The organism is Duncaniella muris (assembly GCF_003024805.1).
In the GTDB taxonomy this organism is placed as follows: Bacteria; Bacteroidota; Bacteroidia; order Bacteroidales; family Muribaculaceae; genus Duncaniella; species Duncaniella muris.
In genome coordinates, this window is the sequence record NZ_PUEC01000001.1 from 63,151 (window position 1) to 77,728 (window position 14,578).

Below are 14,578 nucleotides of genomic sequence, written 5' to 3' on the forward strand. Positions count from 1 at the left end.
GAAAGAAATAGAGGACGATTAACCCTTACATCATAATCTCAAAAATCAAACAAACGAATATGAAATGAAAATGACCAACATATTATCCCCTAAAATGTATGACGCACAAATAGCGTACAGCACACGGGTAAATCTCGAATTACGTTATAGTTTAAACGCTGCTCAGGCACTTATACTCTGATTAGTTTCATTGCAGCTTGACAGACTGCCTGAAATCTTTTTTAGAATGATCCTGCGAGGCAGAGGTCTGTGATCCAGAGCCAGAGCGGGCAGAAACCTATAAAGAGGATGACCGAGAGGGTCAGTGACGAAGTGCCCTCGGCCACATAGGTGTCATATTCGTCGGCGATGATGATGCCTGAAAATGCAGGAGGCAGAGCGCCGGCCACAACGAGCATCTTAAGGTTCAGAGGATCCATATGGAAGATCAAGCCCATGATAAGCAGCACGGCTGGCATCATGATCATCTTGAGGATTGATCCGAGTATTACCTGCCAGTTGATAGAGATCTTGATGGCCGAAAGGGTGATGCCGGCTGAGAATACGGCCATTGAGGCATTGGCGCCCTTGATGAGTGTGAACGAGGGGCTTGCCCAGTCGGGCCAGGGTATTCCGACGAGCACCCAGATGACTGCGAGTATCGGGGCCCATGCCACAGGCTGTTCCAGCGCGTGGATCACAGGAGCCCAGGCGCTTTTGTTTTTCGATGATCCGGGATTTTGCTTTTCAAGAGATGCGTTGAGCAGTGAAAGGCCCACGGGGATGCCGACGGCGTTGACAACAATGCCTACGATAGCCACAACGAGTGCCACAGTAGGGGTGGTGCCGAAGATAGGCTCCAGCACGGCGAATCCGAGGAAGCCGATTGTCGGCGAACCGCTGATAAGCGCCGAGATGGCGGCATCGGCTCCGGTGTTTTTCTTGAACATCAGGAAGACGAAGTAGACAATCATGAAACAGAGCATGATGCCCACAAGTGAGATTATGGACAGTTTCAGATCATGGGCGAGCATTTCGCGCGTGGCCTGGACTATGGAGACGAAAAGGGCGGCTGGAAGGGCGTAGTCAAGCACAACCTTGTTGAACTTCTTGGCATCTTCGCCGGAAAATATTCCCTTCTTTCCCGAAATATAGCCCGCAAGCATCACTACGATGATCGGGACTATGGCGTAGAGAATAATGTGTTCCATAAATAGTTGTTTGAAAGTTGATAATCAGGGGAGAATATCAAAACCGGCCGGATAGGGGTGAGGCTCCATCCGGCGGATTTGAGTCTGAGTGTGAGTAGGTTTCGGGAAAAGACTATACAGTGATGTCCTGAAGGGGTGCGGGGTTCAGATAGCCTATGTGGCCTGATTCCTTGCCTGAGTCGGCGGCAAGCTGCACGTCGATCAGACAGGGTTTCTTGCTTGCGATGCTCTCGGTCAGAGCTGCGCGGAGCTCATCGGGAGTCTGGACGTAGTAGGTCTGTGCGCCGAAGGCTTCGCCGAGCTTGTCGTAGCGGGCGTGGATATCAAGGGTTGTCGGCGCCGGATCGGTGGTTTTGTCCATTGGCACTCCGATGCCGTTGTAGATACCGCCGTTGTTGAAGATGACAACTGTGAGCGGGAGTCCGAAGCGGCAGGCGGTAGAGAAGTCCATGCCTGAGAAGCCGAAAGCCGAGTCACCTTCGATGGCCACAACAGATTTGCCTGTGGCCACGGCGGCACCGATGGCTGATCCCATGCCCATACCCATGATAGCCCAGGTGGCGCAGTCTACGCGGTGACGAGGGATGGTCATGTCAATGGCATCGCGGGTGTCATCAAGAGTGTTGGCGCCCTCGTTGATCAGTATGATGTCAGGGTTGGCCTCGATGATAGGCTTGATGACTCCGAGCGCGGTCCAGTGGTGCATCGGCATCAGGCCCTTCGTGGCATCGAGACGTGCGGCGAACTTAGCGTTTTTCTCCTTGGCCTCTGCCTGTAGGGAGCTGACCCATGCAGGATCGGCTGACATCTTCGCGCCGTCCATTTTTGCAAGAATGGCATCAAGAGCGAGGCCCATGTCACCGACAACCGGCGCTGCGATAGGCACGTTGACATCCATTTCTTCGGGATCGACATCGAGCTGGATGAATTTCATATCGGGGTTCCATTTTCCTCGGCCGAATGAAAGCATCCAGTTGAGACGGGCGCCGATCACTATGACCACATCAGCCTTCTCCATGACGGTCGAACGGCAGGACAGGGCGCTTAGGGGACCCGCATCGGGCATCAGGCCCTTGGCCATCGACATCGGGAGATAGGGGATGTTGTATTTTTCGATCAGAGTCTTGATCTTGTCGTCGACCTGAGCATAGGCGGCGCCTTTGCCGAGAAGGATGGCCGGACGCTTGGCTGAGGTGAGCACCTGGACCGCGCGGTCGACAGATTCGGCATTCGGAGCTACGGGAGAGTACATGTCAACCGACTCATAGAAAAGCTTTTCAGCTTCATCGCGGTCCATGATCTCACCGAGCGCCGGGGTGGTCATGTCGATATACACACCGCCCGGACGGCCTGACACGGCCGCGCGGTATGCGCGGCTGACGGCAGCGGGGATGTCTTTGGCATGGCTGCATCGGAATGCGGCCTTGACCACAGGCTTGGCTGTGTTGAACTGGTCGAGCTGTTCATAGGTGCCCATGTTCATGTCGACCATAGTCGGATCCGATGCGCCTGAGATCTGTATCATAGGATAGCAGTTGACGGTGGCGTTGGCTGTGGCTGTCAGGCCGTTCATGAATCCGAGTGACGATACGGTCATCAGCACGCCGGGTTTCTTGGTGAGAAAACCTTCGGTGGCGGCGGCCATTCCGGCCTGCTGCTCGTGGCGGAATCCTACGAAACGTATGCCCTGTCCCTGGATGAGATAGGCTGCTTCGGTGATAGGAATGCCCACAAGGCCGTAGACATTTTCAATGCCGACATTTTTCAATGCCCTGGCAAGTATATACATGCCGGTCACCTGGTCAGGAAAGTGGGGCGCGGCTTTAGGCTGACATCCGCACCCTGCGGATGTGTTGCTGCTGTTAGTTGTAGTTGCCATATAAAAACAGATTTTGAAGTTGGTTGCAGAATAGTGAAGAGGAGACAATTAGCAATTGGGCTTGCTTTACAAGACAATCGTTAATTGTCCCCTCTTTTCAGTTTCGTTGATTACGTGCGGTAGGTTTACTTGGCCTCAGGCAGGGGTGCGGTTGTACCGTTCTTGGCGAACGATGCGATTTGGTCGTCTGTATAGCCGAGGCTCTTGAGCACTTCATCGGTATTTCCGCCGAGTGACGGGCAGGGGCCGTAGGCCGGCTGATAGTTGCTCATGGTGAACGGACATCCGACGGTTACGAATTCGCCGATCTCACCACCCTGGTTAATCTTGACGAGAGTGTTGCCGTCATAGAGACTCTGGTCAGACATCACTTCCTTGGTCGAAAGGACAGGACCTACAGGCACACCGTATTTCGACAGGATTTCGGTTATCTCAAATTTGGTCTTGTCGGCAGTCCATGCACCGATACGCTGATAGATTTCCTGTTTGTGCTTGTCACGGGCATCGGCTGTGGCGAAGTCGGGGTTGGTGAGCCAGTCCTCGAAGCCGAATCCCTGGCAGGCGAGTTTGAATTCCTTTTCGCCACGCTGGAGGATGATATAGACGTAGTTGTTGGCATCAATGGCCGAGTCGAGATCTCCGGCAGGCTTACACTTGTAGGTCCAGCCAAGCACGCCGCCGCCTTCTATATTGCCTGAACGGGGCACACAGTCACCGAATTTTCCGTCGGGGTACTGCGGGAACTGCGACAGATAGCCGATCTTTTCGAGTGTCAGCTGGTCACGGGTCTTGATGCGGCATAGGTTAAGACATGCGTTGTGCATCGACTGATAGACGAAGCAGCCTTCGCCGGTTTTGTTGCGCTGCTGGAGGGCGGCGAGAAGGCCGATGAGCAGGTGCATGCCGGTGTTGGAGTCGCCGAGAGCCGCGCCGCTCTGGGTAGGGATGTCATATTCGCCTTCATACCAGCCTGTGGTCGAGGCTGCAGCTGCGGTCACCTGGGCGATAGGCTCGTAGGCCTTGAGGTCTTTGTATTTTGATGATACAGGGAAGCCCTTGATTGTACCGTAGATACATTTAGGGTTGAGTTTGTGGACCACATCCCAGCTGAAACCGAGTTTGTCCATAGCACCCGGATGGAGGTTTTCAATAAACATGTCGGCACCCTGGATAAGCTTGGTAAGGATGGCTTTACCATCAGGGGTCTTGGCATCAAGAGAGATTGATTTTTTGTCTGAATTGAGCTGCAGGAAGTAGTAGCTTGGCAGATTAGGGTCGAACTGAAGTTCTTTACGGGTGGCGTCGCCGACTCCGGGACGCTCGATTTTGATTACATCGGCTCCAAGCCAGGCAAGCATCTGGGTGCATGAAGGTCCTGACTGTACTTCGGTGAAGTCAATCACCTTGATTCCTTGTAGTGGGGCAGTGTTCATAATAGTAAATATATTAAGAATAGATGATTTTGGATTTTAACGTGTGTGCGTTAATTTTATGGGTATTTCTCATAAATCTGTACTTATACAACACTATACGGGCTGAAAAGTTGATTTTTGGCTCTTGTTCGGGAATTAATTTGTAATTTTGTCGGCCGGAACCGGCGGGAGGCGCCGCCTCAGGCTACCGTTTGTCCGGCCGAAATCATAACAGAGTCATTATGAACAATATCTGTCTTCAACTGTTTCTGTCTTTCTTCAAGATAGGAGCCTTCACTTTCGGGGGCGGCTGGGCGATGATCTCTATAATCGAGAAGGAGATCGTCGACAAGCACCGCTGGATAGACCGTGACGAGTTTCTTGACCTGCTTGCGGTGGCGCAGTCGCTTCCGGGCATTCTTGCCGTCAATATCTCTGTGGCCGTCGGCGACAAGTTGCGCGGAATGAAAGGTTCGCTTGCGGCCGCTCTGGGCTGCATCCTGCCGTCGTTTCTGATGATACTTTGCATAGCGGTGTTTCTGACGCCTGATCTGATCAAGAACAACCCGACACTGTCAGCAATCTTCAAGGGAATCCGTCCGGCGGTTGTGGCGCTGATCATAGCTCCGGTGATTTCGTCGGCCAAGGCTGCGAAAATCGGTTGGAAGACGGCTGTGATACCTGTCGGAGTGGCACTGCTGATATTTTCGAAACTTCCGGTGGTGTCAAATCCGATCCTTTACATAGTGCTCGGCGGATTTTTCGGCTGGCTCTGGTTTTCGCGCAATGTCAAGGCGCTCCACAAGGTTGAGAATGAAATAAAAAAGGAGGACGAGAAGCTATGATATATCTCAGACTTATATGGGCCTATCTGAAAATCGGACTTTTCGGATTTGGCGGCGGTTATGCCATGCTGGCGCTGATCGAGCGCGAGATAGTAGGGCCGGGGTGGATCAGCGGGCAGATGTTTACCGACATAGTGGCCATTTCGCAGATGACTCCCGGACCGATCGGCATCAACTCGGCCACATATATAGGTTATGTGGCTCCGGCGGAGTATTCCGAGGCTTTCTCCTCGCTGGCTTTCGGTATTTTGGGATCGGTGCTCTGCACGCTGGTGGTCGTGCTGCCGTCATTTGTGCTTGTAGCCTATACAAGCCATCTGATACGCCGCCATAAGGACAGTGTGGTTGTCAAGGGCATCTTCGCCGGGCTGCGTCCGGTGGTTGTAGGGCTTATTGCATCAGCAGCTCTGCTGCTGATGAACGGCGCGAATTTCGGAGAGGAATGTTCGCAGGTAGCATGGAGCATAGCCATCTGTCTGGCGGCTTTTCTGATGGTTTATAAATTCAGATTCCATCCGATTCTGATTATATGTCTCGCCGGCGTGGCGGGGTGGCTTATCTATTGATATGCCGCGAATTAAATTTTAATATTCCCAGCTTTGCTTCAATCAAAGTATTTATGTAAATTTATCGCTTAAACATTTGACAGCCATGACTTATCAGGAGTCTATTGATTTTCTATATAATTCTCTTCCGGTGTTTCAGCGCGAGGGCGCTTCGGCTTATAAACCGGGGCTCGGAACCTCTGTGGCCCTTGACGATCTGTTTGGAAATCCACACCGTGAGTATGCCTGCATCCACATTGCCGGGACCAACGGTAAGGGATCGACAGCCCATACTCTTGCGGCTGTCTTGGCCCGTGCGGGCTACAGGACAGGGCTTTATACATCGCCGCACATTTTTGATTTCCGTGAGCGCATAAGGGTCAACGGTCAGAAGATATCACATGAAGCCGTGGTTGATTTCGTGGAGCGATGGATGGCTGTGGAGTCGGATTTGACACCGAGCTTTTTTGAACTCACCTCAACTATGGCTTTCGAGTATTTTGCCCGCGAGAAGGTTGACGTGGCTGTCATAGAGACCGGTCTCGGCGGCAGGCTCGACAGCACGAACATCATCACTCCGGTTGTCAGTGTGATCACCAATATCTCGCCTGACCATACGGCGCTGCTTGGCGAGAGCCTTGAAAAAATTGCCTTTGAGAAGGCGGGGATCATCAAGACCGGAGTGCCTGCGGTGATCGGAGAGCGTCAGCCAGAGTGCATGGCTGTGTTCGAGGAGCGTGCGGAGGCTGTTGGCGCACCTCTGAAATATGCCGCTTCGCTTGACGGACGGCGCGAGGATGGGATGATGGTCTATGAGCATACTCCTTACGGCAAGATCCGCGGAGAACTTTCCGGTGACTGCCAGATAAGAAATGCGGCTACCGTGATGGAGACTCTTGGTGTTTTGTCAGGCTGTGGTTTCGCAATTCCTGCCGAGTCCGTCAGAGATGGATTCGCACATGTCTGCGAGGACACCGGACTGATGGGGCGCTGGACCACTCTGCGGCGCGATCCGCTGACCATCTGCGACACGGGTCACAATATAGGCGGATGGGAATACATAGCCTCTCAGCTTTCGGCGCGTAAATCCGGGACTCTGCATCTGATTATGGGTTTTGTCAACGATAAGGATATCTCGGCAATCCTGCGTAAAATAGCGGAGATAGGAGGCGATAAGCGACTTTATTTTTCCGCTCCGTCTGTGCCACGCGGGCTGAATGCCGATGCGCTTGCGGCCCAGGCTGCCGAATTCGGACTGAACGGGCCGGCGATAGCTGATGTGAACGAGGCTCTTGCCACGGCTACGGCCGCCGCCACCGGGGCGGATGACATGATTCTCATAGCCGGCAGCAATTTCCTGATCGCGGATCTGAATTTGTCTCTACTCAGTGAAGATAAATGAGATAAAGGTCCCGGCATAAAACCGGCATAAAATAAAAATAACAGTTGCCGACTATAACCACCTCAAAATATTTTCGTAAATTTGCACATTATGGATAAATCCGCACCAAGCAATCTGACGAGCGTATCCATTAAGAACTTCAAGTCTGTAAAATCGGTAACGCTCTCCGACTGTCGGCGCATTAATGTGCTGATAGGCAGACCTAATGTCGGCAAAAGTAATATACTTGAAGCTCTTGCCCTGTTTGATGTGCCATATATGGTAAATTCATCAAACAAATCCCTTAGAAACCTTCTCCGTATTGAGAATACCGCAGACCTGTTTCACAATGGAGTTGCCACTGCTCCTGTGGAAGTATCTGCCGATGGCAATACAATCAATGTTATTCGTGGTGCGAACAATGGGCTGTCTGTTGATATCTCTATACATGGTGAAGTTTCCAAGTATGCTTTCTCTTCTTCTCTTACTCTGTCAACAAAGAAAGACCCCACTGTACTGCCGGGTGTACTTGCGTATTTTTTCCCGAAACACTTTGTACCGGAATCTTCCAACATTGGATTCCTGCTGCCTCCATCCGGTGGAAATCTTATGGAGACGGTTGCGAATTTGCCTGATCTGAAATCCGGCCTTGCGGAACTGTTCCACGGCTACGGGTTAAAGATGATGTTTGATTCAGGCTCTCAGCAGATAAAGGCGATGAGAGAAAACGGTCTTGATATGTTCCTTGTTCCGTTTAGTTCTCTTGCGGATTCATTACAGAGACTGATATTCTATAAGGCTGCGATTGAAAGTAACCGAAACAAGGTTTTATGTTTTGAAGAACCGGAAGCCCATACTTTCCCGCCTTACATATCAAATGTGGTAAACGACATTATTGCCGGAGACAGCAACCAGTTTTTCATAACAACCCACAGTCCGTATGTCATGAGTTCATTACTTGAAAGTGCAGGCAATGATCTGGCTGTGTATGTCGTTGACATGGAAGACAATTCGACCGTAGTCAAACGTCTTACAGACAACCAGCTTCAGGAAGCCTATGACAATGGGATGGATATGTTCTATAACCTTGAAGCGTATCTTGGCAAATGAACCAGCGTGCCGATTTCATAATTCCGGAGTGTTATATTGACACAAATCTTGTAGAGACATTGGTATGCACGGGCGGCTGTAACCATCAGAAAGGCTGTAATCAGGTTGCCAAAGTCATGCAGGAAAAATTTGCCGACCGTTTCGCCGTTGGAATAATTGATGCAGACAAAAGACGTCCGGGATATTTGAACGAGTTTATTGAGATAGCATCCAGCGAGCATATAAAATTGTTCCGTCATCCGGCTCGTTCCCATTTTATAATCCTCGTCCACCCGGCGGCTGATGGGTTTATATTGTCATGTGCTGAGATTGCAAATGTCAATGTGGCTGATTATGGGCTATCTCCCAAATTGAAAGAATTTACGGCTCAGACGAAAAATGTGATGTCAAATAAAGATCCACGATTCAAACGGCTGTTCAGATCAATGAAAGGCATCGGCGAAATAAAGTTGATGGAGTCGCTCATCTCATACCTTGCCGATAATACATATCAGGCATCAAATGACAGGATTTCAGAGATATTTCAAACCAACGAGTAAATCGCCCTCAGGTATCATTGTTTAACCGTGAGTCGGCGGACAGAACCTATGACCCCAAGCATAGCAAGGAAACGGTATATTGAGTATATTCAGAGATTTATCGGCAAGGGGAGGATAATAGTTCTTACCGGGCAGCGTCGTGTTGGCAAGAGTTGTTGATTTTTCCCATTTTTTTGCCTAATATCCTTTCTGCATTGACATGGTATCTGCGGTGACAATCTTTTCCGGATATGTCGATTTTGTCGATTAGTACAGGGACAGCTTTTATCTCATTGCTCTTTTCCAGACATGCCTCCGTTACGATTATGCTGCATGGTGTTGTGCGAATGAGTAGATACGATATCCGGATTGCGCCCGTTTTCCTGAACGGCACCACGCTCTGCCTTGCCGTCCACACAGCCTATCTCTCTGTCTCGGCGAGCATTAAGCAGTTCGTTATGGAAGTTGTCGGCTATTTTGTCCAAGCCTATTGACTTGCAATATAAAAAATCGTAACTTTGCGGTTGAGGGGTGTAGTCCCATCATGACATTCTGAAAATTAGAAGCGTTATGCTCATCTCGAAGTCGGGAACGTAGGAAATTCAAGACTTTTAAGAGAGTGCGCATAGTGGTTCTCACGCTAACGGCGTGGGCTGCTATTACCATATCTCTTAAAAAGGTTCTTCCTACGACCTCCGACTTAGAACGTGGCATTGCAGTTCCACGCTTCGTGTTTATAATCTGCATTTATGGTAACAAAATGCGTTCAATCAATGAAATAATGAAAAGATATATTCTTACCTTTTGTGCGTTTGTTGCGTTATTTTTTGCCTCCGCTCAAAATGATATTACACAATTCCTTGGAATACCGATTGATGGCACTAAATCGGAATTAATGAGCAAGATTAAGAAGAAAGGGTTTAAAAAGACTAAATTTGGAGACCACACTGTGCTCACAGGGCGGTTTAATGATACAGATGTTAATATCGACGTTGTAACCAATGGCGATAGGGCATATCGAGTAATGGTATGGGATTCCCATCCGTCTAATGAGCGAATGATAAAAATTCGATATAACAACCTTTGTTATCAACTGAAAAATAACGATAAATATTTATCTCAAGAAGATTGGTCAATTCCCGATAACGAGGACATATCATATGAGATGAAAGTTAATGGAAAAAGCTATCAAGCTGTATTTTTCCAATGGCCCACTGAAATCGGAGATAGTATAATTCATGACCAAACTTTTGCCAATATAATGTTAAGGACTTTATCCGGGGAGCTAAGTAATCTTTCAGAAGAGGATCGTCATAAGGAAATAGAAAAGGTCTATTTGGAAAAACTGTCGGCCTTAAGTTCGAATAAGCGAGTGTGGTTCAATATATCAGAGCAAGAATTTGATAAATATGTCATTGTTATGTATTATGAGAATGTTTATAATCTCAATAATGGCAGAGACTTGTAAATAAGACTTATATATCCAAACTATGTATCCAAACGATAATATATTCAACATATACTACAACATTGGCAAGCGGACACCATTTCTGGTAAAAAGGTGTGAGCTGGGTTTGGCTCGCTCTTCAAGCGAAAAGAGACGCATGGACCCTAATAAAGATAGGACATTCTTAGTTGAAATAGTAAAGCCTCGTGGCAAATATGGCAAGGCTTATGGGAAGTGTTTTGTGGATGGTAAGCCTGACGATAGTTATAGACAAAGAAGATGTCAAAATATCAAAGATGAAGAAATCCCTTGTGCTGGATGCGGGGAGTGGGTTCTTCTTGATGTTCCTGGAGTCGACATGAATGAAATATTCCAGAATCGTAATCCTGACTATGTGATTCAATTTGGTAAATACAAAGGAAAGACAATAAAGGAGATATATTCACAAGATCCTAAATATATTTTTTGGCTAATGGAGAAAGATCATTATTTTAGGGTCGATTTCGATCAACTATTAAACATCCCGGACAATTCATCGGATAGAGAGCGTATTATTGAGACGGAAATAAATCGAGTTTTCCCAAAAGTAACTCCCGATGATGTGATTTCTTTTGGGAAGTATCAAGGAAAAACTTTCCGAGAAATTTTTGCGACCGATCCAAGTTACATTGATTGGTTCTTGCGAAATAATCAGACATTGGACATAGATATCAATGCTTTTGATTCAATGATGAGAAAGTAAAAGTGCAGATTCAAAAGTCCAACCTTTGGCTCATTTTGGATATTTTTAGCGTTGACTTGTCAATGAGATTTGGAAATTCCTTATGATCAAAAGGAATTTCTGATCATTGTAATATTCTGATGGGCTTGGAGGGGGTGGGGATGACCGCGATTATTTGCGGGAGAGGGTGGAGTTGTAGTAGCGAGGATCGCCGGTGACTTCCGGGCCGATGAAGGGGGGCAGCGGCGGGTTGGAGTCTGCTGAGGGCATTTCGATTTCGGCGAGTATGAGCCCTTCGTGGTGTCCGTGGAATAGATCTACTTCCCATTTCCACCCAAGGTGGTCAACGATGTATCTTGTCTTGTCGATTGCGAAGCCTCCGCAGAGCCGCCGGGCCATTTCTTCGGCGTCAGTTACGGGGACGGGATATTCCCACTCGTCGCGTATGGCTCCTGAGTTTCGTCCCTTGACGGTCAGAAAAGCCTCTTTGCCACGGATGCGGATGCGCACCGTGGCGTCAGGGTCGGCTGATATGTAGGCCTGGCGTATGCTGACAGCCGCTTCTGCCTGAGAGATGAAGTTGAGGTCTTTGACAAGAAATTTCCGTTCTATTTCTTTTGCCATTGTTTTCGGAGTGTTAAAAGAGTGTAAAGAGATTATGCCGATAGCAATTATCTACGCATTTATGCGTAATTTTGCAAAATTAAAAAAGATTGTAACTATTTGCAACAATTTTCCATGACCAAATTGTGTGCGCTCATGCGCATCATCATATTTTGTGTAAGCGTAATCCTGATTTCTTTTTCAGCATTCGGCCGTAATGTGACAGTGCGTGGAGTGGTGCGCGATTCGCTGACCCGCGAGCCGATACCATATGCGTCTGTACTGCTCAAAGGTACTGACCGAGGCGTTCTGACGGATGACAACGGCCGTTACACTATAGTGACCACGCTGCCTTTTGACAGTGTGATGGCTTCATCACTCGGATATACTACAAAAGCTGTCGGCGCAAGGAACAGGGGCGATAATGTGCAGGTTGACATTGATCTGGTGTCGACTGGTGTGCTGCTTGGTGAGGTGATTGCCAAGCCCAGGCGGGAGCATTATTCGAAAAAGAATAATCCGGCTGTGGCTTTCATGGAGAAAATACGCCACACGCAGGATCAGAACGATCCGCGTCGCCACGACAATTACAATTATAATAAGTACGAGCGTATATCGCTGGCTCTGAATGACTATCAGTTCAATGATTCGGCCAAGCGCGGCTTTGACAAGATGTTTTCTTTTGTCAAGGAGTATATCGACACATCAGAGGTTTCGGGCAAACCGATTCTGAATGTGGCTCTGAGAGAAAAACTGTCATCGGTGCATTACCGGAAGGAGCCTAAAGGGGAGAAGGAGTTCGTCACGGGGCTGCGTTCATCGGGTATCGACGAGATGCTTGACAAGCAGAGTATGCAGACGTTTTATGAGGATGTGTTGCGCGAGGTGGATGTCTATGACAATGATATCGTGCTGATGCAGACCCGCTTTGTGTCGCCGCTGTCAAGAATCGCGCCTGATTTCTATAAATTTTATCTTACGGATACGGTTTTTGTCGACACCACGCGCTGTGTGGAGCTTACGTTCGTGCCGCGCAATCCGAGCACGATGGGGTTCACGGGGCGTTTTTATGTGCCTGTTGGCGATACGACCATGTTTATAAAGAGAATTGTGTTGCGTGTGCCTCACGACATAAATCTCAATTTCATCAACGGTCTTGTCATCAGCCAGGATTATGAGAAGGCTCCTGACGGGTCGCGTCTGAAGACCAAGGACGACATGATTCTCGAAGCGAGCGTGGTTCCGGGTTCAGGCGGTCTCTACGGCCGGCGTCAGACGGTCTATGACAGTCATAATTTCGATCCGGCACCTGATGCGTCGATTTTCAAGCGCGGAGTGGCCCAGATCTATGCCCCAGGCGCGGAGTATCGCGGTCAGGATTTCTGGGAGGAGAACCGCAAGGCGGAGATTGCCCAGGGTGTCAACGGAATCGAGAAGATGATGGAACGCATGAGGCAGGTGCCTCTGTTCTACTGGACTGAGAAGGTGGTCAAGGTTCTCGTGTCGGGCTATGTGCCGACGGCCAAGAAGTCATATTTCGATATCGGGCCGATGACTTCGCTCGTGTCCTATAACTCTGTGGAAGGTCTGCGCCTGAGAGCGGGCGGCATGACTACGGCCAATCTTTCGCGCCGGTGGTTTGCCCGCGGCTACGGGGCTTATGGTTTCAGAGACCACAAGTGGAAGTATAAGGCGGAGCTGGAGTATTCGTTCCGTGACAAAAATTATCATTCGCGTGAGTTCCCGATACATTCCCTGAGGGCCACGCAGTTATATGATCTCGACCGCCTGGGCCAGATATCGAGTGTGCACAATGCTGATAATTTCTTCCTTTCGGTGAGCCGTCTGCCTGACCGCCAGATGACCTATCATCGTGTAAGCAAGCTTGAGTATATTCTTGAGACAGAGCAGCATTTCTCGCTTGAGGCGCGGATTCAGCAGGAGCGGCAGTATTCCACTCCGTTTATGACTTTCGTCAACGGCTACGGCGAGAATTTCAGGCATTACACTATGAATTCGTTCCGCCTGCAGTTGCGCTATGCTCCGGGCGAGAAGTTCTATCAGCTGACTACGGGACGCACCCGCATCAATTTCGATGCTCCGGAGATGGTTATTTCACACACCTATGCTCCGAAGGGGTTCATGGGTAATCCGTTTGCTCTGAATGTGACGGAGGCTTCGTTTTTCAAGCGCATATGGCTTTCGGCTTTCGGTTATGTCGACATGACGCTTAAGGGAGGCCATGTGTGGTCGCGCACTCCTTATCCGGGGCTGCTGATTCCGGGGGCCAATCTGTCATATCTGATTATACCTGACCTGTTTTCGTGTATGAATCCGATGGAGTTCATCAATGATTCTTACGCGCAGTGGGATCTGACCTATTGGGCCAACGGGTTGATTCTTAACTATATTCCGATCATCAAACGGCTTAAGTTGCGCGAGGCGTTTATGTTCAAGGGTGTCTGGGGCCATCTGAGTGACCGCAACAAGCCTTGGTTAAATCCGGATCTTTATGGTTTTCCGGAGATCAACAATACGCAGCTGATGTCTGATACTCCTTATATGGAGGTGGGTGTGGGTCTTGACAATCTGTTGAAGGTTTTCCGTGTGGATTATACCTGGCGCCTGACTTACCGCGATAACCCCGGAGCCTGCAAGCAGGGTCTGAGGTTTACTTTCCATTTTTCTTTTTGAGAACCGGGATGAACATAAATCCGCATTTCAAAATCTATATCGGAAAGAAGTTCTGCAATATACAACAGTCTGTCAGTGCACTCCATCCGGAGCGGTAAATCGGTGTCCTCGACCGGACACCAGATGCCGGGGGGATTGCAAACCCGTGACACCTGCGCGCTTTGCGCTGCGGTGTCACGGGCTACGAGTAAATCTGCGTCCTCCGGACGCCCATCCGGCCTCAGCATGCACAG

At 49.2% G+C, this 14,578-nt stretch carries 13 protein-coding genes; 8 read left to right on the forward strand and 5 right to left on the reverse strand.

Features of this window, described 5'->3' with window-relative positions:
* Window positions 1-221: 221 nt before the first annotated feature.
* The 3 genes from C5O23_RS00250 to frc all read right to left on the reverse strand — a co-directional run bounded on the left by C5O23_RS00250 (window position 222) and on the right by frc (window position 4,502).
* A complete protein-coding gene (locus C5O23_RS00250; protein WP_107030945.1) occupies window positions 222-1,190 on the reverse strand; it encodes an AEC family transporter in 969 nt (322 codons plus the stop codon).
* Between the two features lie 112 nt (window positions 1,191-1,302).
* On the reverse strand, window positions 1,303-3,069 hold the full coding sequence (gene oxc, locus C5O23_RS00255; protein WP_170068187.1) for an oxalyl-CoA decarboxylase: 1,767 nt from the start codon (window positions 3,067-3,069) through the stop codon (window positions 1,303-1,305).
* Window positions 3,070-3,194: 125 nt separating this feature from the next.
* Entirely contained in the window at window positions 3,195-4,502 is a 1,308-nt protein-coding gene (gene frc / locus C5O23_RS00260; protein ID WP_107030946.1) for a formyl-CoA transferase, read from the reverse strand.
* A gap of 221 nt (window positions 4,503-4,723) precedes the next feature.
* Here frc and C5O23_RS00265 point away from each other — a divergent pair, with 221 nt between their 5' ends.
* From C5O23_RS00265 to C5O23_RS00285, 5 genes are all read left to right on the forward strand, one after another.
* Window positions 4,724-5,326 (forward strand): chromate transporter, encoded by a 603-nt coding sequence (locus C5O23_RS00265; protein ID WP_107030947.1) that lies wholly within the window; start codon window positions 4,724-4,726, stop codon window positions 5,324-5,326.
* Window positions 5,323-5,892, forward strand: coding sequence for a chromate transporter (locus tag C5O23_RS00270; protein ID WP_107030948.1), 570 nt, complete (start codon window positions 5,323-5,325; stop codon window positions 5,890-5,892). Before C5O23_RS00265 ends, C5O23_RS00270 begins: the two co-directional genes overlap by 4 nt.
* A gap of 85 nt (window positions 5,893-5,977) precedes the next feature.
* Window positions 5,978-7,273 (forward strand): bifunctional folylpolyglutamate synthase/dihydrofolate synthase, encoded by a 1,296-nt coding sequence (locus C5O23_RS00275; protein WP_107031044.1) that lies wholly within the window; start codon window positions 5,978-5,980, stop codon window positions 7,271-7,273.
* Between the two features lie 90 nt (window positions 7,274-7,363).
* On the forward strand, window positions 7,364-8,362 hold the full coding sequence (locus tag C5O23_RS00280) for an ATP-dependent nuclease (protein ID WP_107030949.1): 999 nt from the start codon (window positions 7,364-7,366) through the stop codon (window positions 8,360-8,362).
* A 116-nt stretch (window positions 8,363-8,478) separates the two neighbouring features.
* Complete coding sequence (locus tag C5O23_RS00285; protein ID WP_240597531.1) at window positions 8,479-8,901, forward strand: hypothetical protein; 423 nt, start codon at window positions 8,479-8,481, stop codon at window positions 8,899-8,901.
* Between the two features lie 269 nt (window positions 8,902-9,170).
* On the opposite strand, the gene C5O23_RS00290 is transcribed toward C5O23_RS00285, so the two are convergent.
* A complete protein-coding gene (locus C5O23_RS00290; RefSeq protein WP_107030951.1) occupies window positions 9,171-9,365 on the reverse strand; it encodes a hypothetical protein in 195 nt (64 codons plus the stop codon).
* 275 nt (window positions 9,366-9,640) lie between these two features.
* Between C5O23_RS00290 and C5O23_RS00295 the strand changes: the two genes are divergently transcribed.
* Both C5O23_RS00295 and C5O23_RS00300 read left to right on the forward strand, forming a co-directional pair.
* Complete coding sequence (locus tag C5O23_RS00295) at window positions 9,641-10,348, forward strand: hypothetical protein (RefSeq protein WP_153062489.1); 708 nt, start codon at window positions 9,641-9,643, stop codon at window positions 10,346-10,348.
* 22 nt (window positions 10,349-10,370) lie between these two features.
* Window positions 10,371-11,069 (forward strand): exodeoxyribonuclease X C-terminal domain-containing protein, encoded by a 699-nt coding sequence (locus C5O23_RS00300; RefSeq protein ID WP_107030953.1) that lies wholly within the window; start codon window positions 10,371-10,373, stop codon window positions 11,067-11,069.
* Window positions 11,070-11,219: 150 nt separating this feature from the next.
* Here the strand turns inward: C5O23_RS00300 and C5O23_RS00305 are convergent, their stop codons facing one another.
* The gene (locus C5O23_RS00305) at window positions 11,220-11,672 is read right to left on the reverse strand and encodes a CYTH domain-containing protein (protein WP_107030954.1); all 453 of its coding nucleotides are present in this window, start codon (window positions 11,670-11,672) and stop codon (window positions 11,220-11,222) included.
* Window positions 11,673-11,786: 114 nt separating this feature from the next.
* Here C5O23_RS00305 and C5O23_RS00310 point away from each other — a divergent pair, with 114 nt between their 5' ends.
* Window positions 11,787-14,345: a DUF5686 and carboxypeptidase-like regulatory domain-containing protein gene (locus C5O23_RS00310; protein WP_107030955.1), complete on the forward strand. Its 2,559-nt coding sequence runs from the start codon at window positions 11,787-11,789 to the stop codon at window positions 14,343-14,345.
* The last annotated feature ends 233 nt before the right edge of the window (window positions 14,346-14,578 follow it).

Coding starts and splice junctions, on each gene's coding strand:
- C5O23_RS00250 (WP_107030945.1), bottom strand. CDS start 1,190: ATGGAACACATTATTCTCTACGCCATAGTCCCGATCATCGTAGTGATG.
- oxc (WP_170068187.1), bottom strand. CDS start 3,069: ATGGCAACTACAACTAACAGCAGCAACACATCCGCAGGGTGCGGATGT.
- frc (WP_107030946.1), bottom strand. CDS start 4,502: ATGAACACTGCCCCACTACAAGGAATCAAGGTGATTGACTTCACCGAA.
- C5O23_RS00265 (WP_107030947.1), top strand. CDS start 4,724: ATGAACAATATCTGTCTTCAACTGTTTCTGTCTTTCTTCAAGATAGGA.
- C5O23_RS00270 (WP_107030948.1), top strand. CDS start 5,323: ATGATATATCTCAGACTTATATGGGCCTATCTGAAAATCGGACTTTTC.
- C5O23_RS00275 (WP_107031044.1), top strand. CDS start 5,978: ATGACTTATCAGGAGTCTATTGATTTTCTATATAATTCTCTTCCGGTG.
- C5O23_RS00280 (WP_107030949.1), top strand. CDS start 7,364: ATGGATAAATCCGCACCAAGCAATCTGACGAGCGTATCCATTAAGAAC.
- C5O23_RS00285 (WP_240597531.1), top strand. CDS start 8,479: ATGCAGGAAAAATTTGCCGACCGTTTCGCCGTTGGAATAATTGATGCA.
- C5O23_RS00295 (WP_153062489.1), top strand. CDS start 9,641: ATGCGTTCAATCAATGAAATAATGAAAAGATATATTCTTACCTTTTGT.
- C5O23_RS00300 (WP_107030953.1), top strand. CDS start 10,371: ATGTATCCAAACGATAATATATTCAACATATACTACAACATTGGCAAG.
- C5O23_RS00305 (WP_107030954.1), bottom strand. CDS start 11,672: ATGGCAAAAGAAATAGAACGGAAATTTCTTGTCAAAGACCTCAACTTC.
- C5O23_RS00310 (WP_107030955.1), top strand. CDS start 11,787: ATGACCAAATTGTGTGCGCTCATGCGCATCATCATATTTTGTGTAAGC.